The sequence below is a fragment of the Micromonospora sp. NPDC047740 genome (assembly GCF_043204735.1).
In the GTDB taxonomy this organism is placed as follows: domain Bacteria; phylum Actinomycetota; class Actinomycetes; order Mycobacteriales; family Micromonosporaceae; genus Micromonospora.
Genome location: NZ_JBIDCT010000008.1, coordinates 70,532 through 96,273 on the forward strand (window position 1 = coordinate 70,532; position 25,742 = coordinate 96,273).

General features: G+C 73.9%; 21 protein-coding genes. 10 read left to right on the top strand and 11 right to left on the bottom strand.

From position 1 onward, the window contains the following. Positions 1–3 precede the first annotated feature (3 nt). Positions 4–1,791 (top strand): alpha/beta hydrolase, encoded by a 1,788-nt coding sequence (locus ACGF4F_RS16460; RefSeq protein ID WP_393078030.1) that lies wholly within the window; start codon positions 4–6, stop codon positions 1,789–1,791. 86 nt (positions 1,792–1,877) lie between these two features. Then, positions 1,878–2,903: a tetratricopeptide repeat protein gene (locus tag ACGF4F_RS16465; protein WP_393078033.1), complete on the top strand. Its 1,026-nt coding sequence runs from the start codon at positions 1,878–1,880 to the stop codon at positions 2,901–2,903. 18 nt (positions 2,904–2,921) lie between these two features. Here the strand turns inward: ACGF4F_RS16465 and ACGF4F_RS16470 are convergent, their stop codons facing one another. Further along, the gene (locus ACGF4F_RS16470) at positions 2,922–3,857 is read right to left on the bottom strand and encodes a hypothetical protein (RefSeq protein ID WP_393078036.1); all 936 of its coding nucleotides are present in this window, start codon (positions 3,855–3,857) and stop codon (positions 2,922–2,924) included. Then, positions 3,854–4,231 (bottom strand): hypothetical protein, encoded by a 378-nt coding sequence (locus tag ACGF4F_RS16475; protein ID WP_393078039.1) that lies wholly within the window; start codon positions 4,229–4,231, stop codon positions 3,854–3,856. The genes ACGF4F_RS16470 and ACGF4F_RS16475 overlap by 4 nt, the downstream gene beginning before the upstream one ends. Positions 4,232–4,407: 176 nt before the next feature. Here ACGF4F_RS16475 and ACGF4F_RS16480 point away from each other — a divergent pair, with 176 nt between their 5' ends. From ACGF4F_RS16480 to ACGF4F_RS16490, 3 genes are all read left to right on the top strand, one after another. Continuing rightward, positions 4,408–8,175 carry a CHAT domain-containing protein gene (locus ACGF4F_RS16480; protein WP_393078042.1) on the top strand — a complete coding sequence of 1,256 codons (3,768 nt, stop codon included), beginning with the start codon at positions 4,408–4,410 and terminating at the stop codon, positions 8,173–8,175. Between the two features lie 66 nt (positions 8,176–8,241). Continuing rightward, entirely contained in the window at positions 8,242–9,186 is a 945-nt protein-coding gene (locus tag ACGF4F_RS16485) for a transporter substrate-binding domain-containing protein (RefSeq protein ID WP_393078044.1), read from the top strand. Continuing rightward, complete coding sequence (locus tag ACGF4F_RS16490; protein WP_393078047.1) at positions 9,183–10,235, top strand: hypothetical protein; 1,053 nt, start codon at positions 9,183–9,185, stop codon at positions 10,233–10,235. The genes ACGF4F_RS16485 and ACGF4F_RS16490 overlap by 4 nt, the downstream gene beginning before the upstream one ends. A gap of 24 nt (positions 10,236–10,259) precedes the next feature. On the opposite strand, the gene ACGF4F_RS16495 is transcribed toward ACGF4F_RS16490, so the two are convergent. The 9 genes from ACGF4F_RS16495 to ACGF4F_RS16535 all read right to left on the bottom strand — a co-directional run bounded on the left by ACGF4F_RS16495 (position 10,260) and on the right by ACGF4F_RS16535 (position 21,439). Then, positions 10,260–11,450: an acyl-CoA dehydrogenase family protein gene (locus ACGF4F_RS16495; protein WP_393078050.1), complete on the bottom strand. Its 1,191-nt coding sequence runs from the start codon at positions 11,448–11,450 to the stop codon at positions 10,260–10,262. Continuing rightward, positions 11,447–13,531, bottom strand: coding sequence for a biotin carboxylase N-terminal domain-containing protein (locus ACGF4F_RS16500; protein WP_393078053.1), 2,085 nt, complete (start codon positions 13,529–13,531; stop codon positions 11,447–11,449). Before ACGF4F_RS16500 ends, ACGF4F_RS16495 begins: the two co-directional genes overlap by 4 nt. 7 nt (positions 13,532–13,538) lie before the next feature. Continuing rightward, positions 13,539–15,140, bottom strand: coding sequence for an acyl-CoA carboxylase subunit beta (locus ACGF4F_RS16505; protein ID WP_393078056.1), 1,602 nt, complete (start codon positions 15,138–15,140; stop codon positions 13,539–13,541). A gap of 55 nt (positions 15,141–15,195) precedes the next feature. Further along, positions 15,196–16,335: an acyl-CoA dehydrogenase family protein gene (locus tag ACGF4F_RS16510; RefSeq protein ID WP_393078058.1), complete on the bottom strand. Its 1,140-nt coding sequence runs from the start codon at positions 16,333–16,335 to the stop codon at positions 15,196–15,198. Continuing rightward, positions 16,332–18,065, bottom strand: coding sequence for an acyclic terpene utilization AtuA family protein (locus ACGF4F_RS16515; protein ID WP_393078061.1), 1,734 nt, complete (start codon positions 18,063–18,065; stop codon positions 16,332–16,334). Before ACGF4F_RS16515 ends, ACGF4F_RS16510 begins: the two co-directional genes overlap by 4 nt. Next, entirely contained in the window at positions 18,062–18,865 is an 804-nt protein-coding gene (locus ACGF4F_RS16520) for a TIGR03084 family metal-binding protein (RefSeq protein WP_393078064.1), read from the bottom strand. Before ACGF4F_RS16520 ends, ACGF4F_RS16515 begins: the two co-directional genes overlap by 4 nt. A gap of 32 nt (positions 18,866–18,897) precedes the next feature. Continuing rightward, positions 18,898–19,548 (bottom strand): TetR/AcrR family transcriptional regulator, encoded by a 651-nt coding sequence (locus ACGF4F_RS16525; RefSeq protein ID WP_357439470.1) that lies wholly within the window; start codon positions 19,546–19,548, stop codon positions 18,898–18,900. A 288-nt stretch (positions 19,549–19,836) separates the two neighbouring features. Continuing rightward, the gene (locus ACGF4F_RS16530) at positions 19,837–20,580 is read right to left on the bottom strand and encodes a metallophosphoesterase family protein (RefSeq protein WP_393078066.1); all 744 of its coding nucleotides are present in this window, start codon (positions 20,578–20,580) and stop codon (positions 19,837–19,839) included. Between the two features lie 181 nt (positions 20,581–20,761). After that, positions 20,762–21,439 carry a Crp/Fnr family transcriptional regulator gene (locus ACGF4F_RS16535; protein WP_007073398.1) on the bottom strand — a complete coding sequence of 226 codons (678 nt, stop codon included), beginning with the start codon at positions 21,437–21,439 and terminating at the stop codon, positions 20,762–20,764. Between the two features lie 130 nt (positions 21,440–21,569). Here ACGF4F_RS16535 and ACGF4F_RS16540 point away from each other — a divergent pair, with 130 nt between their 5' ends. From ACGF4F_RS16540 to ACGF4F_RS16560, 5 genes are all read left to right on the top strand, one after another. Further along, positions 21,570–22,232: an adenosylcobinamide amidohydrolase gene (locus tag ACGF4F_RS16540; protein WP_393078069.1), complete on the top strand. Its 663-nt coding sequence runs from the start codon at positions 21,570–21,572 to the stop codon at positions 22,230–22,232. 85 nt (positions 22,233–22,317) lie between these two features. Beyond that, on the top strand, positions 22,318–23,514 hold the full coding sequence (locus tag ACGF4F_RS16545) for a CapA family protein (protein ID WP_393078071.1): 1,197 nt from the start codon (positions 22,318–22,320) through the stop codon (positions 23,512–23,514). A gap of 56 nt (positions 23,515–23,570) precedes the next feature. Next, positions 23,571–24,350 carry an endonuclease III gene (gene nth, locus ACGF4F_RS16550; RefSeq protein WP_393078074.1) on the top strand — a complete coding sequence of 260 codons (780 nt, stop codon included), beginning with the start codon at positions 23,571–23,573 and terminating at the stop codon, positions 24,348–24,350. Beyond that, positions 24,347–24,955, top strand: coding sequence for a TlpA family protein disulfide reductase (locus tag ACGF4F_RS16555; protein WP_393078077.1), 609 nt, complete (start codon positions 24,347–24,349; stop codon positions 24,953–24,955). The genes nth and ACGF4F_RS16555 overlap by 4 nt, the downstream gene beginning before the upstream one ends. A gap of 37 nt (positions 24,956–24,992) precedes the next feature. Beyond that, positions 24,993–25,700: a CoA pyrophosphatase gene (locus ACGF4F_RS16560; protein WP_357439485.1), complete on the top strand. Its 708-nt coding sequence runs from the start codon at positions 24,993–24,995 to the stop codon at positions 25,698–25,700. Positions 25,701–25,742: the final 42 nt, after the last annotated feature.

Genomic DNA, 25,742 nt, shown 5'->3' on the forward strand with positions numbered 1-25,742 from the left:
CACATGCCACGTGCAATCCGGTCCCTGACCGCAACAGGGATCGCCGGCATCGTCCTCGCCGGATCGGCGGTCACGCCCGCCGCGGCCGCCACGGCGCAGCCGGCCGCGTCCGACCGGACCAGCGCCGTCGAGGCGCGCCGGGTCGACCGCGTGCCGACGCCGAAGCTCGACTGGTACGCCTGCTACGGCTACGCCGAGTGCGCCACCGTCCGCCTGCCGCTGGACTACGACGACCCGAAGGGCGCCAGCACCGAGATCGCGGTGCTGCGGGTCAAGGCCCGCGACCAGAAGCACAAGGTCGGCAGCCTCTTCCTCAACCCGGGTGGCCCGGGCGGCTCCGGCACCAGCATCGCGCTCGCCGCGCCGTACTTCCTCGGCGACAGCCTGCTCGACCGCTTCGACATCGTCGGCGTCGACCCGCGCGGCGTCGCCGCCAGCGACAACGTCAAATGCTTCCGCTCGGTCAAGGACCAGATGAAGGCGGGTGCCGGGCTGAACGTCGCCTTCCCGTGGACGAAGGCCGAGGAGAAGGCGTACATCGCCTCGTCCAAGGCGGTCGGCAAGGCCTGCTCGACCACCGGCAAGCCGCTCACCGGGGCGGCGTCCACCGCCGAGGTGGCCCGCGACATGGACGTGCTGCGCCGTGCGGTCGGCGACAAGAAGCTGACCTATCTGGGCTTCAGCTACGGCACGGCGCTGGGCCAGTACTACGCCAACATGTTCCCGGACCGGGTCCGCGCCCTCGTCATCGACGGGGTGCTCAACCCGAACGCCTGGGTCGGCCAGGGCAAGGCCCGCGACCAACTGCAGGAGAGCCGGCTGCGCAGCGCCGACGGCGCCTACCGAGCGCTGCACGAGATCCTGGTCCGCTGCGCCAAGGCCGGCGCGGACAAGTGCGAGCTGGCGTCCTCCGGCGACCCGGTCGCCGCGTACGAGACGGTGGCGAAGCGGCTGCGCAAGAAGCCGGTGGTGATCGACGACCCGGACCACGGCACGTTCACCATCAGCTACGCCGACTTCGTCGGCGCCAGCCTCAGCGCGCTGTACAGCCCGTACGGTTGGGCGGACATCGACGGACTCACCAGCGAGCTGCTGGTGCTGACCGATCCGGCGTCGGCGTCGGCGGCCCGCCGGTCGCAGGCGCAGACCGCGGTGGCCGAGCGCGCCGCGCAGGCCCGGAAGCAGCGCGGCTACGACTTCCCGTACGACAACGGGCTGGAGACGTTCCTGACGGTGGACTGCACCGACGCGTACCACCCGAAGAGCGCCGACGCCTGGCCGGCGCTGGCCGCCAAGGAGGACAAGCGGGCCCCGTACTTCGGGCGGACCTGGGCGTGGGCCACGTCGCCCTGCGCCCGCAACACCTGGACGGTGCGGGACGAGGACGCCTACACCGGCCCGTTCAACCGGCGCACCAGCGCCCCGGTGCTGGTGGTCGGCAACTACTGGGACCCGGCGACCAACTACCAGGGTGCGGTCAGCTCGGCGGCGCTGCTGCCGAACAGCCGCCTGCTCAGCAGCGACAGCTGGGGCCACACCGCGTACGGCACCTCGGCCTGCGTGACCGGCGCCGTCGACGCGTACCTGCTGAAGGGGACGCTGCCGGCGAAGGGCACCGTCTGCACCGGTGACGACCAGCCGTTCGTGGCCGCGCCGGAGAAGCCGGACGCGCGGGCGACCGCGTCGAAGAGCGACCTCGCCCGGGCGGGCGCGCCGGGCCGGGGCGAGCCGAAGCGGCTCCCGCCGGTGGTCGCGCCGCTGCCGGCGGTCGGCACGCTGACCGTCCGCTGACGGACCCCCGGGGTACGGCGGGCGATCGGGCGCCCGCCGTACCCCGGGCCGTGGGCAGCTGCGCGTCCGGCTGAAAGGATGACGCGATGTCGTCGCTCGCGATACCCCAGGTGACCTGTCTCGGTGGGCATCCGCGCGGGGCGGGCGAGACACCGGGGCTCACCGTGGTCCTCGACCGCTCCGGCATCCGGCTACGCCGGCGGATCCGTCAGTTCCTGACCGTCGCCTGGCCCACGTTGCGCGGGCTGGACGTCCGGGCTCCCGGCCACATCATGGCGTTGACTCACCTCCGCCTGGTGGTCGGCGGTGGTTCGCTCCTGGACCTGTCCCTGGACCACGGGGTGTGCCGGTTGTACGTCGACGGCGTCCCCGCCGCGGAGCTGCGGGCGCGGCTCGCGGCGTGGGTGGCGGACGAGGCAGGGCCGCCCGAGCCTCTGCCCGCCATGCCCCCGCCGCCCCCGCGCGCGGTGGGCGGTCCGCTCGACGTGGTCCAGGCGTCCCTCGACGTCTGGCGTGCGGCCGGACTGGGCCGGGAGGCCGTCCGCGACCGTGCCACGCTGGCGTACCGGCTGAGCCTCGCCGAGGACCACCGCCGATGGGGACGGTTCACCGAGGCCATCGCCCTGCTCGAGGCAATGGCCGCCGGGGCGGCACAGGCGTTCGGCCCGGTTGACGAGGACACCCTGAAGGTCCGCAACGCGCTCGGTCAGGCGTACTTCGAAGCCGGGCAGGTCGACGACGGGCTGGACGTGTTGCGGGAGGTCGTGGCCGCCGCCGAGCAGCTGCACGGCAGCGACGGCGAACTGACCCTCGTCGTCCGGAACAACCTGGCGGTGGGTTACCAGCACGCCGGCCAGTACGCGCAGGCCATCGAGCTGCACACGGAGAACATCCGGCACAGCGAGCGGAGCCTCGGGCGGGACAGCCTCGACACCATCGGCCGGCGCAACAACCTGGCCGCCACCCTCGCGCTGGCCGGGTACCGGAAACGGGCGATTGACCTGTACTGGACGGTGCTCGACTCGGTGCAGGAGATCGCCGGCGACCACAGCCTGGCGGTCAACGCCCGGCAGAACCTGGCCATCCTGCACAATCCGTCCTGGCAACCGTGACGGCCGGAGGGCCGCAGGTCAGGTGCGGGGCGGCGACGGCACGGCGGATCTGGCCCGACGGGCGTGTGGAACGACGCCGTCCTTGCGGACGATCGCGGTGAGCTGTTCGCCGACCTCCCGGGTGAGTCGGTCCGGACACGACAGTCCGAGCTGGACCGCCAACTCCCGGCCGTACAGGTCGACGGCGGCCTCGACCAGGTCGGCGTACACGCTCGCGGCGAGGCGGGCGCGGTACCGGGCAATGAGCAGGGTCGCCAGGCCGACGACCAGGGCCGGCCACCAGAACGCCCCGAGGGCGGCGTACAGGAGACCCCAGCCGGCCAGCCGGGCCGCCGACGCGCACCGATCCTGCACCGCCGTCAGTTCGCCGCGCGCCTCGGCGGGGAGGAGCAGCCACAGTCGTGGCCACACGGCCGCGAGGTCGATCCCGTAGCTTCGGTGCAGCCGTACGTCGGCCGCGTGCAGCCGGTCGCCGACCCAGGTGGGTCGCGCCGGTTCCACGAGGCAGACCGCCGTGCGGCGGGCGATGGCCCGGCGGGCCCGGTCCCGCACCGTTGGGTCGGCGGTGTCCGCGAGGAGCGCCCGCTCGGCCGCCACCACCTCGGCGTCCGCCCGCTCCCACCGGCGGCGGCGCCGATCGGCGAGCCGGCGCAGCACCGGCACGGATCCGGTCAGGCTCCACGTCCACGAGACGAACACGCCCACCGACTGCGCGGTGAGCCCGGCCGCCGCCGCACCGAGCAGGAACGCCGCCGTGGTGATCAGCAGGGGCCCGCCGCGTCCACCGGCCAGCCCGGCAAACCAGACCGGCAGGGTCCGGAGATCCACGGCGTGCTGGTGGCCGAGGACGTGGGCCAGGACCACCGCGGCGGCGAACAGCGCCCCCGGCAGCATCAGCGCCACCGTCCACCGGGTCACCAGCTGCTTGCCCAACTCGGCCAGGAACGCGTTCACAACGTGGTCCGGCTCTCCACGAACGGCGTGCCGGTCAGCCCGCACACCGGTCGGTCGCCGTCGTTGATCGGGGCCTTCCTAGGGCACGGTCGGGGACTCGGACAGCCCCAGGCGAGAACCGCCGGATGGCCGCCTCCGCCGAGCCACGGCTCGAACCCGCGTACGCCGGTGGTGAGCCCGTCGACGCCGTTGCGGGCGAATGCCCCGTCCAGCCGGTCGAGGTCCTCCGCCAGCTGCCGGTCCAGGCGTCCCTGGCCGACCGCGTCGACGATCCGGGCGAGCACGTCGGCGACGCCGTACCGCTCGGCATGCTCACGCAGCTGCCCGCCGGCCTGTCGGCACAGTCGATCGATGCGCTCCGGAACCAGTTCCAAGGCCGCTCCCCGTACCCCGGTTGGGTGCTTCCGCTGTCACAGTAACGATCGCGGGAAGCCAGCACACCATTCCCGGACGGGAGTCGTGTTTCCGCTTCCGTCGGCCGGTCCGGAGCGGGCAGGATCGTTGCGGGACGAGGAGATCGCCGGCCGACGCCAGCCACGGGGAATCGAGCATGTCGAGATGGACCACCGGCAGTGCCGCGCAGCGGGTCACGGCGGTCATCACAGAGTACGAACGCACCGGCGACCCGAACGTCCTGTTCGGAGCGGACCTCGCCCACGAACAGCAGGCCCTCGCCGCCGCAGCCGGTGACCGTGGAACCGGACGCCAGGCGGCGCGGGCACTGGCCGGGCTCCACTGGAACCGCTACCTCAACCTGCCCGGCCTGGACGGTCTGCGGGAGCGCGGAGCGGCGGTCGAGCAGTTCCGGCGCGGGTGCCGCCGCGACCCGGACCTGGTGCCCGAGCTGATCCGGGACGAATGCCGGGAGACCGATCGGCCGGGTTCACCGCGACTGTCCGATGTCCTGCTCAGCCAGCAGCAGGCCGACCGGGTCGCGGTGCTCTGGCAGCGGTACCGGGCCGGTTCGGAGAAGGCCCTCCGGATGCTCGTCACGCTGTACCGGGAATGGCTTCGGCCCCTGGCCCGGGAGCGCGACGCGTCGGCCATTCTGATCCGGGCCGCGCTGCTGACCGATCTCTCCGAAGCACTGGTCACGCTGGCCGAGGCGACCGGGGACGGGCCGACGTACGACGAGGCGCTGGACGCCGCCACGGAGGCATTGGCGGCCACCTCCGCCCAGGACCCGCACCGGATGCACCGGCTCGTCCGCCGCGGTCGCCTGCTGGAGCTCTACTTCGACCGGGGCGCCGGCCCCAAGGCGCTGCAGCTGGCCGTCGGGGAATACCGCCGGGCGGCGCAGCTCAGCTGGCAGCGGCATCCCACCGATCCGCAGGTGGTGGCACAGCTCGGCGGGGCGTTGTGCCGGCTGCACGAGGTTCCGGAGAAGGCATCGATCCTGGTCCTGCTGGAGGCGACCGCCGCCTGGCGGGACGCGGTCCACGCCGCCGCGCCGGACCGGCCCGAGGCGGCCTCGGCTCTTGAGCGGCTCAACACGGTCGTCAACCTGCTGGCCCGGGAGATCGGCCCCGAACCGGCCCTCACCGTCGCCACCGCGGCCAACCAACCCGAGGTGATCGACCGGCTCCTGCGGCAGGTCGCGGAGACGGACGCGCGGATCGCGGTGGACGCCTCAGCACCGGCACTGGCCGAGCGGCACGAGTCGGCCGCCCTGCTTTTCGCCACGGTGCCCGGCTTCCATCCGGCCCGGCCGCAGGCCCTGCTGTCACTCGGGCAGGCCGAGCTCGATCGCTGGCAACACGGCGGTGAGCTGGACGGCGCCGCGTGGGCGGCGACCTGGGCGCAGGTGGCTCTGGACGCCACCGGGCCGGCGCATCCGCTGTGGCGGGACGCGCTGAACCTGCTGGCGGGTGGCGCCGGCCACGCAGGAGTGCACGGGCGGGACGAGAAAATGGTCGAGGCCGCCGTGTCGGCCGCCCGCGCGGCACTGGAGCTGACCGACGGGCAGCCGGACCTGCGCCCGTTCCAGCTCGTGGTTCTCGCCGACACGCTGGCCGACGCCGGCTGGCTGGCCGACGACCCGGACCTCCTCGACGAGGCGTTGCGGTACCAGCGGGAGGCCCTCAGCGAAACGTCCACCCGGCACGGGTTGTATCCGCTGCGGCTCATGAAGCTCGCCAACCTGCTGTCCCACCGGGACGTGCTGGCACCCGACGACACGCTCCTCGCCGAAGCAGTGGAGACCAGCCGGCGTGCCGTCGAGGCCCTGCCGGGTCACGATTCCCGCCGAATCGGTTTCCTGTTCAACCACGCGAGCAGCCTGTCCCGGCAGGCCGTCCGCCGGAACGACGAGGCCGGCCTGGCGATGGCCGAGCGCGCCTACCGCGAGGCGCTCGCCCTGTTGCCGCCGGACCACCCCGACCAGCCCCGGATCCTCAGCTCAGTCGCCGAGACGCGGTACCAGCGCTACCTGGTCGGCGGCGACCTCATGGTCCTGGCCGACGCCGTGGAACTGGCCAGGCAGGCGGTCGAGGAGACCCCGACCGAGCACCACTGGTGGTCGCTGCGGGCCGGGCTGCTGGCCCGAGCGGCCGCCGAGCTGTCGAGATCGAAAGAGCCGGACGCCAACTGGGCGCGGGCCGAGGCCATCGCCACGTACGCTGCGATCGCCGCGTCGCCCAGGGCAGACGCGCAGACCCGGATCGACGCCGAACGCCAGCAGGCCGCGCTGGCCCGTGAGGCCGGCGACCCGGCCGCCCGACTGGCCGCGCTGGAGCGGGCGGTGCGGCGCATGCCGACCTCGGTCAGCCGGTCGTCGAGCGCCCGCCGCCGGCTCGGAGCCGTCGCCGCACTGGGCGGGCTGGCGGCCGAGGCCGCCGCGGTCGCGATCACAGCCGGGGACGCCGACGGAGCCGTCGAGCTCCTGGAACGCGGCCGTGGCCTGCTGTTCAACGAGGCCCTGGGCATCCGCAGCGGGCGGGCGGAGCTGCGCACCGTCAGCCCCCAGCTCGCCACGGAACTCGACCGGGTCGACCGGGAGCTGGCGGAGGCGGACGCCTACACCCACGTCCGGAAGTTCACCATCGAGGTGGAGCGCCGGTCGGCGGCCGGCGAAGTGTTGGGCAGCTCGACGACGGAATGGGACCCCCGATCGATCTGGCAGGCCCGTACCCGGCAGCTCGCCGTCGAACGGGACCGGCTGATCGAGCGGATCCGCGGGCTCCCCGGATTCGCCGACTTCCTGCGTCCACCGTCGGTGGCACGCCTGCGCCAGCGGCTCGCGGGAATGCCGGTCGTCGTGGTCAACACGCACGGCGACCAGGGCGACGCTCTCGTCGTGCCGGCAGACCCGGGGCGACCCGTGCAGGTGATCCGCCTGCCCGAGCTGTCGGAGACCGCCGTCCAGCGGCACGTCGTCGGGTGGTACGCGGCGCTGTCCGAGGCGACCGACCCGGCGGTGCCGTTCGACCGGCGCGCCTCCGCGCAGGAGCAGCTGCACGGCATCCTGGCCTGGCTCTGGGACGCCGTCACCGGGCCGGTGCTCGACCGGGTCGCCCCCGTGGACGACCCGGCACCCCGGATCTGGTGGTCCCCGGTCGGCGCGCTGGCCCGCCTCCCGCTCCACGCCGCCGGTCACCACCGCGACCCGGGCCGCAGGCGTACCGTTCTCGACCGCACCGTCTCGTCCTACACGCCGACCCTCACCGCCCTGGCGCACGCCGCCGTGGACCGTCCACGGCCACCGGCGACCGCCACGGCCGCCGTCGTCGGCGTACCGGCCGCGCGGGACCTGCCGGCGCTGTCCCAGGTACGCGCCGAGGTCGAGCACGTCGCCCGCCTGGTCCCCGGCTCGACGGTGCTCACCGGGACCGAGGTGGCGGCGCGCGCGGTCGAGGAAGCGCTGCGGGCACACCCGATCGCGCACTTCGCCTGCCACGGCGAGGCGGACGCCGGCCTGAGCGCGATGCTGACCGGCGGCCTGCGCCTCGGCGGAGGTGGCACGCTCAGCCCCCACCGGGTTGGCTCAGCTCACCTCGAGCGGGCCGAACTGGCCTTTCTCTCCGCGTGCAGCACCGCCGAGACGCACCCGACGTTCACCGACGAACCGCTGCACCTGGCCGCGGCGTTCCAGCTCGCGGGCTTCCGCGGCGTCATCGGTACGACCTGGCGCACCACGGACAGCGCCCGGATCGCCGAGGCCTTCTACGCCGGACTGACGAACGGCGGCACACGACGCCCGGACACGGCTGCGGCGGCCCGGGTGCTCACCGACACGGTTCGGTCCGTCCGCGACGAATTCCTGGCGACACCGACCCGATGGGCCGGCCATCTCCACGTCGGACTAAACCGACCACTGTGAACCATCACGCCGCTCGCCCATGCCGCTACCCTGGGTACCCCGCCGTGTCCGTGATCGAGGTCGCCCATGAACGAGGTTCCTCCTCCCCGTCACCGGCTCCGGTCCGTCGCCACGACCGTCGCGGTGGCGCTGACCCTGACCCTGGCCGCCGCAGCCGGCTGTGACAACCGCCGGGAACCGCCGCTGCCGTCGGTGCTCGACAAGCTGCGCGAGTCGCACATCGACGGTCAACCCCGAATCAAGATCGGGGTGGCCACCACCGAGCCGTTGATGGGCGAGCTGCGCAACGGCACGCACACCGGCTTCGACGTCGAGATCGGCCGCTACATCGCCTCGTCCCTCGGCTTCGAGGGCGACCAGCGGATCGAGTGGGTGGCACTGTCGACCGAGGATCGCATCCCCGCCCTGCAGGCCGGCACGGTGGACCTGGTGGTGTCCAGCTTCTCCATCACCGAGGAGCGCAAGAAGCTGGTCAGCTTCGCCGGGCCGTACTTCGTCACCACGCAGGAGGTGATGGTGCCGACGCGGCTCAAGGACCGCATCCGCACCATCGAGGACCTTCGCGAGCCGGGCTACCGGATCTGCACCAGCGGCGGCTCCACCACCGAGGCCGAGCTGGAGAAGCACGCGGTCAAGGCGTACGTGGTGAAGGACGTGGGCGACTGCGTCGAGGGCATCCGGAAGGGGCGCTACGACGCGGTCAGCTCCGACGAGACCATCCTCGCCGGCTTCCTCTCCCGGTATCCCACCGAGTTCGAGATCGTCGACATGCCCTTCGGCACCAGCGAACAGCTCGGCATCGGGGTGCCGATCGGCGACCCGGCGCTGCGGGACCTGGTCGCGTTTTTCCTGCACAAGAGCTATCTGGAGGGGCGGAGCGGGATCAGCAGCCCGTGGCTCACCGCGTACAACCGGACGCTGGGACCGTGGCTGAAGGGCGGCCGGTCGCAGCCGCAGCCCTTGGACGTGCCCAAGCTTGTCGATTTCGACGACAAGGCACCCCGCCGATGAGCGCCCCAGCGGTGACCGTCCCGGCCAAGGCAGATCCACTCCCGCCCGTCCCGGCCGGCCACGACCAGGCCGAACGGCGGGCCCGGGCCAGCCAGTCGTTTTGGACGGCCGTGGTCGGTGTCCCGGCGGTGTTCTCCGTGCTCCGGCTGGGCGTCGAGGCGGGCGGGGAACTGCAGACCACCCTGCTGCTCGTCGCCAACGTCGGCACGGTCAACCTGCTCGCCGGCTTCCTCACCACGGCCGCCCGGCTGCTCTCCGCGGGGCTGGTCGCGGTCTTCGCGCTCGGCGCGGTGCTCCGGGTCAGCGTGGACCGGATGCCGCCCGGCGTCCGCCGTCCGCTCTTCGTCCGCTGGGTGGACGTCACCCCGGCCTGGTTCGCGGTGGCCAGCTTCCTGCTGGCCCTGGTCACCTGGCCGCTGCTCTACCTGCCGCTGCTCGTCCCGGCGTTCGCGGCGGCGTTCCAGCTCAGCCCGGGGCGGCTGCACGAGCAGGTGGTGCCCCGGGTGCTGCTGCTCTGCGCCGGCTTCACCGGCTATCTGTGGCTGCTCGCGCCGACCCTGCTGGACGCCTGGCAGCAGCGGGAGCTGCTCGCCCTGGTGTTGCTCGTCGTACCGCCGGTGCTGGCCCTCTTCGTCACCGGGCCGCTGCCGGCGGCGGTGATCCGGCCACTGGCCTCGGTGACCGAGGCGGCGGTGCTGGCCACGCTGGTGTGGGCCGCGCTCCCGGTGATCAGCACCCCGGTGCTGCCGCTCACCGTCACCACGATCGAGTCGGCCCCTGGTGTCAGCGAGGACATCCGCGGCCACGTGGTGACGGTGGACGACGTCAACGTCGTGCTGCTCCAGGAGCGCGGCGGCGTCCGCTACCTGCCGGTCGACCAGGTCCGGGCCCAGGTGCTCTGCCCGAGCGAGGAGGAACTGCCCCGCCGCCAGTTGCGCATCCGCGACTTCCACGTCGAGGACTCGCTGCTCGAGGGGTTGGGCCGGCGGGTCCGCCCGGTGAACCGCATCGACGCCGCCTGCCGCACGGTAGACCGAGGGCCGGTGTAACCTCGCCGGCCCTCGGCCGCCGGGTCAGTAGGACTTCTCCTGGCCGAGCACGTGCTGGGCGACGAAGTTGAGGATCATCTCCCGGCTGACCGGGGCGATCCGGCCGGCCCGTACCGCGCCGAGCAGGGTGGCCACCCCGTACTCGGTGGTCATGCCGGCCCCGCCGAGCGCCTGGACGGCGGTGTCCACGGCGAGCGCGGCGGCCTCGCCGGCCGCGTACTTGGACATGTTGCCGGAGACGCCCGCCTCCAGGTCGCGGCCGGCGTCGTAGAGGGTGGCCGCCTTGTAGATCATCAACCGGGCCAGCTCCACCTGCACGGCGGCGTGCGCGAGCGGGTGGGCGACGCCCTGGTGCGAGCCGATGCTCCGGCCACCCCACACCTTGCGGGTGGTGGTGTATCCGCTGGCCCGCTCGATCGCGTACCGGCCGGTGCCGGCGCCCATCGCGGCCACCGTGATCCGCTCCGGGTTGAGCCCGGAGAAGAGCGCCGGCAGCCCGGCGTCCAGGGACTCGCCGACCAGCGCGTCGGCGGGAAGCCGGACGTCGTCCAGGTAGAGCAGGAACTGGTTCTCCGGGGAGACGATCTGCATGTCCAGCTTGGACGAGGTCAGCCCCGGTGCGTCGGTGGGCACGATGAACAGCGCGGGCTTGAGTTTCTGCGGAGCGGCCTCCGCCGAGCTGGCCGGGCCGTCGCCGACGGCAACCCGGGCGACGACGAGCACATGCCCCGCCTCGTCGACGCCGGAGATGTAGCACTTGCGGCCGGAGAGCAGCCAGTCGGCGCCATCCCGGCGGGCCACCGTGCCGAGGCGGTGGAAGTTCGATCCGGCCTCCGGTTCGGTGATCGCGAAGACGATCTTCCGGGAGCCGTCGGCGAGCCCGGGCAGGTGCCGCTTGCGCTGCGCCTCCGTGCCGTGCCTGGCGATCACGGTGGCGGCGATGGCGGGGGAGACCACGAGCAGCAGCAGCGGGCAGCCGGCCGCGGCCAGCTCCTCGCAGACGATGGCCAGTTCGGTGATGCCGCCGCCCCCGCCGCCGTACTCGGTGGGGATGTTGACCCCGAGGTAGCCGAGCCGGCCGGCCTCGTGCCACAGCTCGGTGGTGTGCGCGCCGGCCCTGGCCTTCTCGACGAAGTAGCTGTGGCCGTACCGGCGACCCAGCGTCCGCACGGCGTCGCGGAGCTGCTCCTGCTCGGCGGTGAGGTCGAAGTTCATCGCGCGTCCTCCGCGGGGTCGGATGGCTCCAGGTACCGGCACGCCGAGCTCGAGTTGTCCACAACGGCCAGCACGGCCCCGGTGTCCACCTGGCCGCCTGGCGGCACCGGCAGTTCGATGACGACGCCGTCGGCCGGGGCGAGCACGGGGTGTTCGAGCTTCATCGCCTCCAGGGTCAGCAGCAGGTCACCGGCGGCGACCCGCTGGCCGACCTCGACGTGCACCCGGGTGACGGTGCCGGGCAGCGGCGCGAGCAGCGACCCGGCCGCCAGCTCCGCCGTGGGCAGCGGGAGACGCGGCAGCTCGGTGAAGCTCGCCGCCCCGTCCGGGCCGTCCACGAAGACCGCCGACCCCACCCGGTGTACGCGGAACAGCCGTCGTACCCCGCCGACGTCGAGCAGCACCCGGTCCGGAGCGGCCTCGACCAGGGTCACGGCCGGCGGCAGGCCACGGGCCGCCGCGCCGCCCGACGTGGCATCCCGGCCCACCGCTGCCGCTTCCAGTGGGGTAGGCGCCGCGCTCGGCGTGGCCGACCACTCGGCGAGCCTCCCGCTGCGGTCCAGCCGGTACCGCACCTCGATCTCGCCGCCGTCCGTCCCTGCATACCGGGTGACCTGCGGGAACGCCGGCACGTTGCGCCAGCCCGAGGGCAGCCCGGCGAGCACGGTCGCCGCCGCGCGCCGACCGGCGGCGGAGGCGAGCGCGGCGGCCAGCGCGGCGAGCGGGGGCTGGTCGGCCGGGAGCAGCGGAGCGAGGACCTCCGGGTGCCGCTCCAGGAAGCCGGTGTCGATCTCCCCGGCGCCGAACTCCCGGCTGCGCAGCACCCGGACCAGCAGGTCGCGGTTGGTGGCAACGCCGTGCAGCTCAGCCCGGGCCAGCGCACCGGCCAGGGCCCGGGCGGCCTCGGCGCGGGTGGGCGCCCAGGCGACCAGCTTGGCCAGCATCGAGTCGTAGTGCACGCTCACCGTCGAGGCGTCCGCCACGCCGGAGTCCAGCCGCAGCCCCTTCGTCGGGGTGAACTCGCCGGCCACCCCGGGAATCGCGAACCGGTGCAAGGTGCCGGTGGCCGGGCGGAAGCCCTGGGCCGGTTCCTCGGCGCAGAGGCGTACCTCGATCGCGTGGCCGTCGGCCGCCGGGGTCGCCGCCAGTGGCAGCGGCTCGCCCTCGGCGACCAGCAGTTGCAGCCGGACCAGATCCAGCCCGGTGACCGCCTCGGTGACCGGGTGCTCCACCTGGAGCCGCGTGTTCATCTCCAGGAAGAAGAACTCGCCGGTCGGGGCGAGCAGGAACTCGACCGTGCCCGCGCCGACGTAGTCGACCGCCCGGCCGGCGGCCACCGCCGCCGCGTGCAGTCCTTCGCGCAGCTCGGCCGGCACGACAGCCGGGGCCTCCTCGACGATCTTCTGGTGCCGGCGCTGGATCGAGCAGTCCCGTTCGCCGAGGGCCACCACGGTGCCGTGGGTGTCGCCGAAGATCTGCACCTCCACGTGCCGGCCGCGTTCGACGTACCGCTCGATGAAGACCGTGCCGTCGCCGAACGCCGCGGCCGCCTCGCGCCGCGCCGCGGCGACGGCCTCGGCCAGCCCGGCGGCGTCGCGGACCACCCGCATGCCCCGCCCGCCGCCGCCCGCGGCGGCCTTGACCAGCACCGGGAAGCCGGTGACCTGGTCGCCATCGGTCCAGCTCGGCAGCATCGGCACGCCCGCGTCGGCGAGCAGCGCCTTCGCCGCCAGCTTGTCGCCCATCACGGCGATCGCCTTGGCCTTCGGCCCGACCCAGGTCAGCCCCGCGTCGGTCACCGCGGCGGCGAACTCGGCGTTCTCGGCGAGGAAACCGTAGCCCGGGTGGACGGCGTCCGCGCCGGCCCGGCGGGCCGCGTCGAGGATCGCCTCGATCCGCAGGTACGTCTCGGCCGGCGTGTGCCCGGGCAGGCGTACGGCCCGGTCGGCCTCGGCGACGAAGGGCGCCCCGGCGTCCGCGTCCGAGTGCACGGCGACCGTCTCGACGCCGAGCGCCCGGCAGGTGGCGAAGATCCGGCGGGCGATCTCGCCCCGGTTGGCCACCAGCAGTCTCCGAATCATCTCGGCCTCACATTCGGAAGACGCCGAAGCCGTCGGCGCCCCGGACCGGTCCGTTGTGGATCGCCGACAGGCACAGCCCGAGGACGGTACGGGTGTCCCGGGGGTCGATCACCCCGTCGTCGTAGAGCCGGCCGGAGAGGAAGAGCGCCCCGGACTGGGATTCGATCTGCTGCTCCACCATCGCCCGCATCGCGGCGTCGGAGTCCTCGTCGTACTCCCGGCCCCGGGCGATGGCGGCCTGCCGGGCCACGATGGAGAGCACCCCGGCGAGCTGTGCCGGGCCCATCACCGCCGACTTGGCGTTCGGCCAGGTGAACAGGAACCTCGGCTCGTACGCCCGGCCGCACATGCCGTAGTTGCCGGCACCGTACGAGGCGCCCAGGTTGACGGTCAGGTGCGGCACGGTCGAGTTGGCCACCGCGTTGATCATCAGGGCGCCGTGCTTGATGATGCCGCGCTGCTCGTACTCGGTGCCGACCATGTAGCCGGTGGTGTTCTGCAGGAAGACCAGCGGGGTGTCGGTGGCGTTGGCGAGCTGGATGAACTGGGCCGCCTTCTGCGCCTCCTGGCTGAACAGCACGCCGCGGGCGTTGGCGAGCACCCCGACCGGCCACCCGTGCACCTCGCCCCAGCCGGTGACCAGCGCGCTGCCGTAGCTGGGCTTGAACTCGTCGAACTCGCTGCCGTCGAGCACCCGGGCGAGCACCTCGCGGGGATCGAAGGGCACCTTGAGGTCGGCGCTGGCGAGGCCGAGCAGCTCCTCCGGGTCGTACCTCGGCGGCTGGGGGTACGCGGTGCGCGGCGACGGGCCCTGCTTGCGCCAGTTGAGCCGGCGTACGCACCGCCGGGCCAGCCGGATGCCGTCGCGCTCGTCCTCGGCGAGGAAGTCGGTCAGGCCCGACCGCGTGGCGTGCATGGCCGCCCCGCCCAACGACTCGTCGTCGGTCACCTCGCCGGTGGCCATCTTCACGAGCGGTGGCCCGGCCAGGTACACCTGGGACCGGTCCCGGATCATGATCGTGTAGTCGGACATCCCCGGGATGTACGCGCCGCCGGCGGTGGCGTTGCCGAACACCACGCTGACCGTGGGGATCTTCGCCGCGGAGAGCCGGGTCAGGTCGCGGAACACCCGGCCGCCCGGGATGAAGATCTCCGCCTGGGTGGGCAGGTCCGCGCCGGCCGACTCGACCAGGTTGACCATCGGCAGCCGGTTGGCCAGGGCAATCTCGCCGGCCCGCCGGGTCTTGGCCAGCGACCACGGGTTCACCGCGCCGCCGCGTACGGTCGGGTCGTTGGCGACGACCAGGCACTCCACGCCCTCGACCACCCCGATGCCGGTCACCACGCTGGCGCCGACCGGGAAGTCGGTGCCGTACCCGGCCACCGGTGACAGCTCCAGGAACGGGCTGTCCGGGTCGAGCAGCAGCTCGATCCGCTCCCGGGGTAATAGCTTGCCGCGTTGGTGGTGCCGGGTCACGTACTTCTCGCCGCCGCCGGCTCGAGCCTGGTCGAGCGCGGCGTCCAGCTCGGCGAGGCGGGCCAGCAGGGCCGCCCGGTTGGCCTGGTAGGCCGGCGAGGACGGATCGAGCGAGCTGTCCAGTGTGGTCACCGGGGCTCCTTCGTTCGTGACTGCGGGGCTCGCAGACCCGGCTCACTCCTCGCACTCACAGCCCCATGCCCTTCGCGATGATCTCGTTCATGATCTCGGTGGTGCCGCCGCCGAGGCCGAGGATCCGGGCGTCCCGGTAGTGCCGTTCCACTTCGGCGTCGCGCAGGTAGCCGAAGCCGCCGTGCAGTTGCAGCGCCTGGTCGACGACCTGGTCGCACGCCGCGACGGCGACATTCTTGGCCATCGCCACCTCGGTCACCACCGGCTGCCCGGCGGCGACCCGCTCGGCGACGTCGTGCACGTACGCCCGGGCGGCCTCGGCCCGGGTGTGCATCTCGGCCAGCCGGTGCCGGATCAGTTGCCGGCTGGCCAGCGGCCGGCCGAAGGTGGATCGGTCCCGGCACCAGCGGACGGCCAGTTCGACGCAGCGCTGCGCGATCGCGTACGCCTGGGTGGCCAGGGACAGCCGCTCGGTGGCGAAGTGCTGCATGATCGCGATGATGCCGGTGTCCTCCGGGCCGACCCGGTTCGCCACCGGCACCCGGACGTCGGTGAAGGACAGCTCGGCGGTGTCCGAGCAGTGCCAGCCCAGTTTCTCCAGCGGCCGGCCGACCGCGAAGCCCGGCGTGCCCTTCTCGATCACCAGGAGGCTGAGCTCGCCGCTGCCCGGAAAATCGCAGCACACCGCCGTGGTCACGAAGTCCGCCCGGACGCCGCTGGTGATGTAGGTCTTCGACCCGTTCACCACGTAGTGGTCGCCGTCCCGGCAGGCGGTGGTGCGGATGCCCGCCACGTCGGAGCCGCCGTCCGGTTCGGTGATCGCCAGGGCGCCGATCATCGTCCCCGCGAGGGTGGGCCGGACGTACCGGTCGATCAGGTCCTCGTTCCTGGCCGCGACCATGTGGGGGAGGGCGATCCCGTGCGTGAACAGCGCCGCGACCAGCCCGGACGAGCCGCCCGAACGGATGATCTCCTCGGTGACCACGATCGAGTCGAGCAGGTCGCCGCCGCTGCCCCCGACCTTCTCGGGGAAGCCGATGCCGAGCAGCCCGACCTTCGCAGCGGTTTCGTGCAGCGACCGGGGTACCTCGCCGGCCCGTTCCCAGTCGTCCAGGTACGGCAGCACCTCCTTGGTCACGAAGGCGCGGGCCAGCTCGCGGAGCTGCCGGCGTTCCGGGGTGTCCACGATGGTCACGACTGTCCCTCCTCCATGGCCGGCCCGACGGGCAGGTCCGCCGGCAGATCCACGATCCGGGAGCGGAGCAGTTCGCCGAGCGCCTTGGCCTGCGGGTCGAACCGGGTGGAGGCGGCCACCCCCGGCCCGAGCAGCCCCCGGATCACGAAGTTGACCGCGCGCAGGTTCGGCAGCTCGTACCGCTCGACGGTCAGCGGGGCGGTCTCCGGCAGCAGCTCGGCCAGCCGCTCGACGGTGAGCCAGCCGCGCAGCCAGGCCCAGGTCGCGCCGGTCCGGGCCCAGACGCCCAGGTTGGCGTCCCCGCCCTTGTCCCCGGACCGGGCACCCACCAGTTCGCCGAGGGCTGCCCGCCGGGTCGGGCCCGCCGGCCGCCCGTCCCCGAGGGCCGGCCCGGTGGCGGGCACCGCCGTGGTTCCGTGTGGTGGCGCGGCCTCCGGCGCGGTCGTCGTCCGCGCCGGCGGGGCGATCGGCACGCGTACCCCGTCGGGCAGCACCGCCACGTGCGCGACAGCGTCCTGCCGCATGGTGTCGGCGGTGAACACGCCGTAGGGCGTCGCGTCGCCGGGCACGGTGGTCAGGGTGCAGCCCGGGTAGGAGGCCAGCGCCAGTTCCACCGCCGCCGCCGAGAAGGCCCGTCCGGCCCGCGCCCGGTCGCCGTCCCGCAGGTGTACGTGCAGCAGCGCGCTCGCCGCCTCGGTGTCGGAGGCGTCCGGATGATCGGTACGGGCCAGCACGAACTCCAGCCCCTCCGTGCCGACCGCCTCCTCCACCTGTCCCCGGACCAGGGCCGCCTTGGCCGGGATGTCCAGCCCGCAGAGCACGAACGTCATCGAGTTGCGGAATCCGCCCAGGTTGTTGACGCCCACCTTGAGGGTGTCCGGCGGGGGCGTGCCCCGGACGCCGTGGACCCGTACCCGGTCCGGGCCGTCCGGGCTGAGCCGCACCGTGTCCAGCCGGCTCACCACGTCCGGCCCGAGGTACGCCGGCCCGCCCACCTCGTACAACAGTTGGGCGGTGACCGTCTCGACGGTGACCGCGCCCCCGGTGCCGGGGTGCTTGGTGAGCACCGCGGAGCCGTCCGGGTGGATCTCCGCGATCGGGAAGCCGAGCCGGTGACCGCCGTCGGGCAGCTCGGTGAAGAAGCTGAAGTTGCCGCCGGTGACCTGCGCCCCGCACTCGATCAGGTGCCCGGCGACGGTGGCCCCGGCCAGCGCGTCCAGGTCGTCCCGGGTCCAGCCGAAGCGGGCGATGGCCGGGCCGACCGCCAGCGAGGCGTCGGTGACCCGGCCGGTCACCACGACGTCCGCTCCCGCGTCGAGGCAGGCCGCGATCCCGAACGCCCCCAGGTACGCGTTGGCGGTCAGCGCGTCCGGCCGGGCGAGCGCGTCGCCCTCGACGTACCCGATCCGGACGCGGAGGCCGAGCCGGTCGGCGAGCGCGGCGACCGCGGCGGCCAGGCCGGCCGGGTTGAGCCCACCGGCGTTGGTCACCAGCCGCACCCCGCGGTCGAGCGCGGTGCCGAGGCAGCCCTCCAACTGGCGGAGGAAGGTCTTCGCGTAGCCGAGGGCGGGGTCGCGCATCCGGTCCCGACCGAGGATCAGCATGGTCAGCTCGGCCAGGTAGTCGCCGGTCAGCACGTCCAGCTCGCCGCCGTCGAGCATCTCCCGCCAGGCGGTGAGCCGGTCGCCGTAGAAGCCGGAGGCGTTGCCGACCCGCAGCACCGGGGTCATGCCGTCTCCTTGGCGTGCCCGCTGCCAGCGGCGGCCCGCTTGGCGCCGGGTGGGCCGGCGAACGCCTGCGCCACGTCCAGCCATTCGTCCGCGACCGGCCCGGTGGCGACCAGGGCCAGGTCGGCGCGGTGCCGGCGCTGGGTGACCAGCAGGCAGAAGTCGAGCGCCGGCCCGGTGACCAGGTCGGCCGCGCCCGCCGGCCCGAAGGTCCAGAGCGCGCCGTCGGGCGCCGCCAGCTCCACCCGCACCGGCGCCGCCGGCACCGGACGGCCGTGCGCGGCGAAGCCGTGCCCGAGGGTACGGAAGCCGAGATGCGCGACGTGCCGCAGGCGAGCGGTCGGCGCACGCTCGACGCCGAGCGCCTCGGCCACGTCCTCGCCGTGCGCCCAGGTCTCCATGATCCGGGCGGTCACCATCGAGGCGGGTGACATCCCGGTGCCGTACCAGGGCAGTTTCTCGCCGGGCGGGGCGGCGGCCAGGGCCGCCGCGAGCGCGGCCCGGCCGTCCCGCCAGCGGGCCAGCAGCTCGGCCGGCGGGGCGAGGAACGCCGCCGCGCCGTCGTCGACCAGGCGGGCCGGGTCCGGCGCGGCCGTGACCGAGGCGAAGAACGCGGCGGCGTCGGTCGCGGCGAGGTGGGCCACGTGGTCGGTCCAGGCCAGGTGGGCGATCTGGTGGGCGACCGTCCAGCCCGGTGCCGGCGTGGGCCGGTCCCAATCCACCGGGGGCAGCGGGGCGACGAGGGCGTCGAGCTGCGCGGACTCGGCGGCCAGGTCCGCGAGCAGTGCGGTCAGGTCGACCATGGTGCCTCCGGGTGGGGTGGGCGGGGCAGGGATCAGGGCCGTGTGCTCCCGGAGGCTCCGCCGGCGTCCGGCGGGTCGTCGGGCGTGAGCAGGGCGGTCAGCTGGCGCTTCCAGCTCTGCAGCAGGGCGGTACGGCGGGCCGAGTCGTCGCTGAGCAGGTTGGCCACGCCGAGGCCGCGGAGCAGGTCGAGCGTGCTCTGCACCGCTTCCCGTACGCCGGGCCGGCGCTCGTCCACCCCGAGCAGCTCCACGGTGAGCCGGTGCATCTCCCGGCCGACCCGAGCTTCGAGGGGCACCAGGGCGTCCCGCAGTTCGGCGTCGGTGCGGGCGGCCACCCACAGCTCCAGGGCGGCGACGAAGAGCGGCCCGGTGAAAGCGGCGGCGAGCAGGTCGACCACCCGGTCCAGCCGGCGTGGGCCGGCCGGCAGGGCGTCGGCCTCGGTGCGCAGCTCCGCCGCCCGGCGCTCGGTGAGATGGGTGACGGCGGCGGTGACCAGGGCGGCCTTGGTCGGGTAGTGGTGCAGCTGGGCGCCCCGGGAGACGCCCGCCCGGGCCGCCACGACGGTGGTGGTGGTGCCGGACCAGCCGCGCTCGACCAGGCACTCGACGGTCGCCTCCAGCAGCCGGGCCTGGGTGGCGCGGCTGCGTTCCTGTTGAGGGACACGGATCGATGCGACGGACACGGGGACAGGGTGCCGCCCGAGAAACAAACAGTCAAGACTGACTTTTTCAGACGTCTGCGCGGGCCTGCGGGGGCGGCGGGAAGTGGTTTGTCGGCTACGAACTTGATGACGAATCCGGATCAGTCCTGCGGTCACTCCGATCCATCCACGTCATCAAGTTCGTAGCGGCCGCCGGACCTCTGCGATCACCCTGCTGTCCGCGTCGCCGCACGGCGCGCGGCCGACCTCGGCGACGAGCGGCCCATGGCCGAGAAGTCAGCGGCGGTCGGGAGAGCCGGTCGGCGGGCGTCAGCGGCCGTCGCGGGGGCCGAAGACGGCGAGGGCCTCGGCGTCGCTGTGCCGCGCGCGGAGGTACTCGTCGGCCCACTCGGCGGCGTCCGGAAAGCCGGACTCGGCGACCACCCGGGCGCAGGCGGCGTCCACGTCGTACCCGGTCCGGCGCAACTGCACGCCCGGGCCGAGCAACGCCCACCAGGCGCCCGCCCCGCCGTACGGCATGCCGACGCTGCCCGGGTTGACCACCAGCCGGCGGTCGACCAGGCGGGTGAACGGCATGTGGGTGTGCCCGCAGACCACCGTGCCCACCTCGGCCGGTACGCCGGCGAAGACCTCCGCCCAGCGCTCCATCCGCGAGTCCACCAGCACGACCTCCTCGTCGTCCCGGGGCGTCGCATGGCAGAAGAGCACGTCGCCGAGGCCGGCGACGGGCAGCGTGACGGCCAGCGGCAGCGCGGCCAGCCGGGCCAGCTGGTCCTCCCGGAGCTGCTCGGCCGCCCAGTTCGCGACCTCGAACGGCGACTTCCTGCCGGCCCGCGCCTCGACCAGCTCCCGCTCGCCGTTGCCACCCACCCAGCAGGCCCGGTCCCCGAGCGCGGCGAGCCGGTCCAGCACCTCGACCGGCTGCGGGCCGCTGGCGATGTCACCGGTGAGCACGATCAGGTCCGCCGCGGCGACGTCCGGTTCGGCGAGGACGGCCTCCAGCGCCGGCAGCGCGCCATGGATGTCGGACAGGACTGCGACACGTTCGAGCATCGCCCCAGCGTTCCCGCCGCACCGGGGCGCGGTCCAGCGATTCTGCGCCCGGCAGACGGATCGGCATCGGCCCGGGCTGGCCAGGCGTGGGCCGGGCCCGGGAACGGCGCGGCCCGGACCGCTCAGGGCGGGCCGGGCCGGGAACGAGCCGATGGCCGGGTCGGACCGGCCGGGCGGGGCGTCAGACCCGCGCGCGGCGGGCGAGGCGCTCCGGGTCGAGGATGATGATGCTCTTGCCGTCCAGCCGCAGCCAGCCGCGCGAGGCGAAGTCGGCGAGGGCCTTGTTGACCGTCTCCCGGGAGGCGCCGACGAGCTGGGCGATCTCCTCCTGGGTCAGGTCGTGGGTCACCCGTAGCACGCCGCCGTCCCGGGTGCCGAACCGGCCGGCCATCTGGAGCAGGTTCTTGGCGACCCGGCCCGGCACGTCGGTGAAGATCAGATCGGCCAGCGAGTCGTTGGTCCGGCGCAGCCGGCGGGCCAGCACCCGCAACAGCTGCTCGGCGATCTCCGGCCGGTTGTTCAGCCAGGGCCGGAGCGCCTGCTTGCGCAGCCGGACCAGCCGGGTGTCGGTCACCGCGGTGGCCGTCGCCGTACGCGGGCCGGGGTCGAAGAGCGACAGCTCGCCGACCATGTCCGAGGGACCCATCACGGCGATCAGGTTCTGCCGGCCGTCCGCTGCGCGGCGGCCCACCTTGATCTTGCCGGAAAGGAGGATGTAGAGACTGTCGCCGGGCTCGCCCTCGTTGAAGACGACCTCGCCCTTACGGACCTCGATCGTCTCCATCTCCTTGGCGAGCGCCTCGGCAGCCTCCGGGTCGACACCCTGGAAGATCCCGCTGCGGGCCAGTACCTCGTCCATCGCGCACCTCCGCCTGCGCGTGCCGTCCGTCGGCCGGGTCCGCCGTCCGCTGATCCCTCGCGCGCCGCCAGTCTAGGCCCACTTGAGCGGGAATCAGAGGTGCACCCCCTCGGATCATAGGCTCTGGGGCGTGCTGAGCGAGCCGTTCCTGACCACCCGTGCCGAGGACGGGTGGAACATCCCATTGCTGGTCTGGCGGGCCGCGGAGCCGCTGCTGGCGGTCGGCAGCGCCCCGCTGGGCGGTGGCATCGGCGTACGCCGGTGGGTGGTCAACGCGACCGTGCCGCTGTCGTACGCCCGGGACGACCCGGCCGCCCACCTGTCCGAGCTGGCCGACGGCCTCGACCTGGCCGGGCCCGGGGTGGGGCTGCTGACCGGGGTCGACGTGGCCGAGGTGGTGGCCCGGGCCGACACCGGCGTACGGGCCTGGGCGACCGTCGGGCTGGGCACCCCCGTCTGGGCCGCCGCGCCCGCGCCCGCCACCCCCGCCCAGCGCGTCGGCACGGTCAACATCGTCGTGTACGTCCCGGCCCGGCTCAGCGAGGCGGCTCTGGTCAACGCGGTGGCCACGGCCACCGAGGCGAAGGCGCAGGCGATCTGGGAATTGGGGTTGCCGGCCACCGGCACCCCCACCGACGCGGTCACCGTGCTCTGCCCGGCCGACGGCGAGGCCGCCCCGTACGGCGGCCCCCGGTCGGCCTGGGGTGCCCCACTGGCTCGGGCCGTGCACGCGGCCGTGCGGGCCGGCGGCACCGGCGCGGTTGTGCCCTGGTCCGACCGTCAGGCAGGCTGAGCCGGATGGGTTCCCCTCGACCAGACGGGTTTTCCGACCGATCGGCCATCGTCGGAGCGCTTTCCGGACGGTAGCGTCGCGGTCGATGTACGCTTCCGCCACTCTCGCCTCCCGTCTCCCGCGTCGCCGCACCGCCGTCCTCGGCGTCCTGCTCGTCGCCCTGCTCGCCGCCGGCTGCGGCGAGTCCGGCGGGGACGGCTCGACCTGGCACTCGGGCACGGCCGACGGGTCGGCCGGCAGCACCGTCCCGAACGAGGCGGACCAGCCGGCCAAGTCGGCGGACGAGTCGGGCAAGACGGCGGACGAGTCAGGCAAGACGATCTCGCTGGCCGCGACCGGTGACGTGATCATGGGCAACGCCCCGTCCCGGCTGCCGGCCAACGGCGGGAAGGGCTTCTTCGACGACGTCAAGGCGGCGCTCAAGGCCGACCTGGTGATGGGCAACCTGGAGGAGCCGCTCACCGACGACACCGGCACCGGCAAGTGCGGGGCCAACGCGACGAACTGCTTCCAGTTCCGGGCGCCCCCCGGCTACGCCGCGCACCTGCGCGACGCCGGGTTCGAGCTGCTCAACCAGGCCAACAACCACGGCTACGACTACGGCAAGCAGGGCTACGAGAACACCCAGGCCGCGCTGGAGGCGCACGGGCTCGAGCACACCGGCGCGCCGGACCAGATCACCGTGGTCGAGGTGCAGGGCGTGAAGGTCGCGGTGCTCGGCTTCTCGTCGTACCCGTGGTCGAACAGCCTGGTCGACCTCGATGCGGCGAAGAAGGTGGTCAAGTCGGCCACCGACCTGGCCGACGTGGTCGTGGTGCAGGTGCACATGGGCGCCGAGGGCGCCGACAAGACCCGGGTCAAGCCGGGCACCGAGATGTTCTTCGGGGAGAACCGGGGCGACCCGATCCGGTTCTCGCACGCCGTGATCGACGCCGGTGCCGATCTGGTCATCGGGCACGGCCCGCACGTGCTGCGCGGGATGGAGGTCTACCGGGGGCGGCTGATCGCCTACAGCCTGGGCAACTTCGCCGGCGGCGGGAGGTCGCTGAACCCTTCCGGCCGGTTGGGCTGGGGCGGGGTGCTGAAGGTGTCGGTCAAGGCGGACGGCAGCTTCGTCGAGGGCCAGTTCACCTCGACCGCGATGAACAGCGTGGGGCGGCCGGCGATCGACCGGCAGCACCGTGGCCTCGGGCTGGTCCGCCAGGTGAGCGGGGCCGACTTCCCGAAGACGGGCCCCGAGATCGACGAGTCGGGCCGGATCAGTCCCCCGGCGGGCGCGTAGCGCCGGCCCCGCGTGGGCCCGCCAGGAGGTCGGCCGCGCGACGTAGGCTGGCCGGCGTGACCACGCGCTCCCCCGAGACCGACCTCGGCCGTACCCGCCGCGCCCGGCGGATCGGCCGGGTGCTGACCGAGACGCACCCCGACGCGCACTGTGAACTCGACCACTCCAACGCGTTGGAGCTGGCGGTCGCCACGATCCTGTCGGCCCAGTGCACGGACAAGAAGGTCAACGAGGTCACGCCGAAGCTCTTCGCCCGCTACCGCACCGCCGCCGACTACGCCGGGGCGGACCGCGCGGAGCTGGAGGAGCTGATCCGGCCGACCGGCTTCTACCGCAACAAGACCAGTTCGCTGATCAACCTCGGCCGCGCCCTCTGCGAGCGGTACGACGGCGAGGTCCCCGGCCGGCTGGCCGACCTGGTCACCCTCCCCGGGATCGGCCGCAAGACCGCCAACGTGATCCTCGGCAACGCCTTCGACGTCCCCGGCATCACCGTGGACACCCACTTCCAGCGGCTGGTGCAGCGGTGGCTGCTGACCACCGAGACCGACCCGGTGAAGATCGAACACGCCATCGGCGCGCTGTACCCGAAGCGCGACTGGACGATGCTGTCGCACCGGATCATCTTCCACGGGCGGCGGGTCTGCCACGCCCGCAAGCCGGCCTGCGGCGCCTGCACGCTGGCGAAGCTCTGCCCGGCGTACGGCACCGGGCCGACCGACCCGGTGGCCGCCGCCAAGCTGCTCAAGGGGCCCCGCGCCCGCGATCTCGCGGCGGCTGTCGGCCTCGACCCGGACCTGGTGCCGCAGCAGGCGGTCGCGGCGGACGTGCCGTGACCGGTCGCCTCGCGTACCTGCTCGTCCCGCTGCTGCTCGCGGTGGCCGGCTGCACCGGCACCACCGCCCAGCAGGAGAGCCCGGTGCCGGCGGCCCGGCCGGAGCGCCCCTCGCCGTTCGCCGACTGCGCCCCGCTGACCGCCGCGCCGCCGTCGGCCGCCCCGGCCCCGGCCGGCAGCCCGGGTGACCCGCTGCCCGAGCTGACCCTTTCCTGCTTCACCGGGGGCGCCCCGGTGTCGCTGCGTGACGTCAAGGGGCCGGCGGTGATCAACGTCTGGGCGTCCTGGTGCCCGCCCTGCCGCAAGGAGCTGCCCGCATTCCAGCGGCTCAGCGAGCGGGCCGAGGGCCGGTTCCAGGTGATCGGGGTGAACAGCCGGGACAGCCGCGGCGGGGCGCAGTCGATCGGCGAGGACTTCGACGTCCGCTTCCCCATGCTGGTCGACCAGGGGGACGCGTTCGAGCGGGCGCTGCGCCGGAACGCCTTCCCGCTGACCGTCTTCGTCGACGCGGACGGCCGGATCCGGCATACCGACTCGACCGGCGCGCTGGACGACGCCCGCCTCGCCGAGCTGGTCCGCAAGCACCTCGGCGCGGAGGTCACGTGAGCGAGCGAACCATCCGGCTCAGCAGCGTGGCGGCGGCGTGAGCGAGCGGAGCGAGACCCGGCAGCCGCCGGGGTGGCTGGACCCGCTGCTCGACCGTCTCGGCACCGCCCGGGCCGAGGACTTCACCCGGCTCACCACCCCGGAGAGCGGCGGCCGGGAGAGCGCGGTGCTGGTGCTGCTCGGCGAGGAGCCGGGGGTCGGCCCGGACGTGCTGATCCTCCAGCGCGCCGCAACGCTGCGCAACCACGCCGGGCAGCCGGCCTTCCCCGGCGGCGCGGCCGACCCGGAGGACGCCGACGCCAGAGCCACCGCGCTGCGCGAGGCGAACGAGGAGGTCGGGCTCGACCCGGGCAGCGTCACCGTCCTGGCCGAGCTGCCCCGGCTCTGGATCCCGGTCAGCGACTTCGTGGTCACCCCGGTGCTCGCCTGGTGGCACGCCCCGCACCCGGTGCACCCCCGCGAGCCGGCCGAGGTGGCGCACGTCGCCCGGCTGCCGGTCGCCGAGCTGGTCGACCCGGAGAACCGGATGCGGGTACGCCATCCGAGCGGCTGGATCGGGCCGGCCTTCTCGGTACGCGGGATGCTGGTCTGGGGCTTCACCGCCGGGGTGCTGAACACGCTGCTGGAGATGGGCGGCTGGACCCGTCCGTGGCCGCGTTCCCGGGTGGTGGAGCTGCCCCCGACCGGGGCCGCCCCGGCGCCCTCGGCCGGCACCGACGAGGTCGACGAGAGCCCGGTCCGCTGAGCCGTCGCGGTGACCTCCACCGACCGGACGGTCACGTTCCGC

Bases quoted from the DNA above. Each gene is read 5' to 3' on its own strand.
- ACGF4F_RS16480 (WP_393078042.1), top strand. From the start codon at position 4,408: ATGTCGAGATGGACCACCGGCAGTGCCGCGCAGCGGGTCACGGCGGTC.
- ACGF4F_RS16460 (WP_393078030.1), top strand. From the start codon at position 4: ATGCCACGTGCAATCCGGTCCCTGACCGCAACAGGGATCGCCGGCATC.
- ACGF4F_RS16515 (WP_393078061.1), bottom strand. From the start codon at position 18,065: ATGACCCCGGTGCTGCGGGTCGGCAACGCCTCCGGCTTCTACGGCGAC.
- ACGF4F_RS16545 (WP_393078071.1), top strand. From the start codon at position 22,318: ATGTACGCTTCCGCCACTCTCGCCTCCCGTCTCCCGCGTCGCCGCACC.
- ACGF4F_RS16520 (WP_393078064.1), bottom strand. From the start codon at position 18,865: ATGGTCGACCTGACCGCACTGCTCGCGGACCTGGCCGCCGAGTCCGCG.
- ACGF4F_RS16490 (WP_393078047.1), top strand. From the start codon at position 9,183: ATGAGCGCCCCAGCGGTGACCGTCCCGGCCAAGGCAGATCCACTCCCG.
- ACGF4F_RS16500 (WP_393078053.1), bottom strand. From the start codon at position 13,531: ATGATTCGGAGACTGCTGGTGGCCAACCGGGGCGAGATCGCCCGCCGG.
- ACGF4F_RS16485 (WP_393078044.1), top strand. From the start codon at position 8,242: ATGAACGAGGTTCCTCCTCCCCGTCACCGGCTCCGGTCCGTCGCCACG.
- ACGF4F_RS16465 (WP_393078033.1), top strand. From the start codon at position 1,878: ATGTCGTCGCTCGCGATACCCCAGGTGACCTGTCTCGGTGGGCATCCG.
- ACGF4F_RS16495 (WP_393078050.1), bottom strand. From the start codon at position 11,450: ATGAACTTCGACCTCACCGCCGAGCAGGAGCAGCTCCGCGACGCCGTG.
- ACGF4F_RS16535 (WP_007073398.1), bottom strand. From the start codon at position 21,439: ATGGACGAGGTACTGGCCCGCAGCGGGATCTTCCAGGGTGTCGACCCG.
- ACGF4F_RS16530 (WP_393078066.1), bottom strand. From the start codon at position 20,580: ATGCTCGAACGTGTCGCAGTCCTGTCCGACATCCATGGCGCGCTGCCG.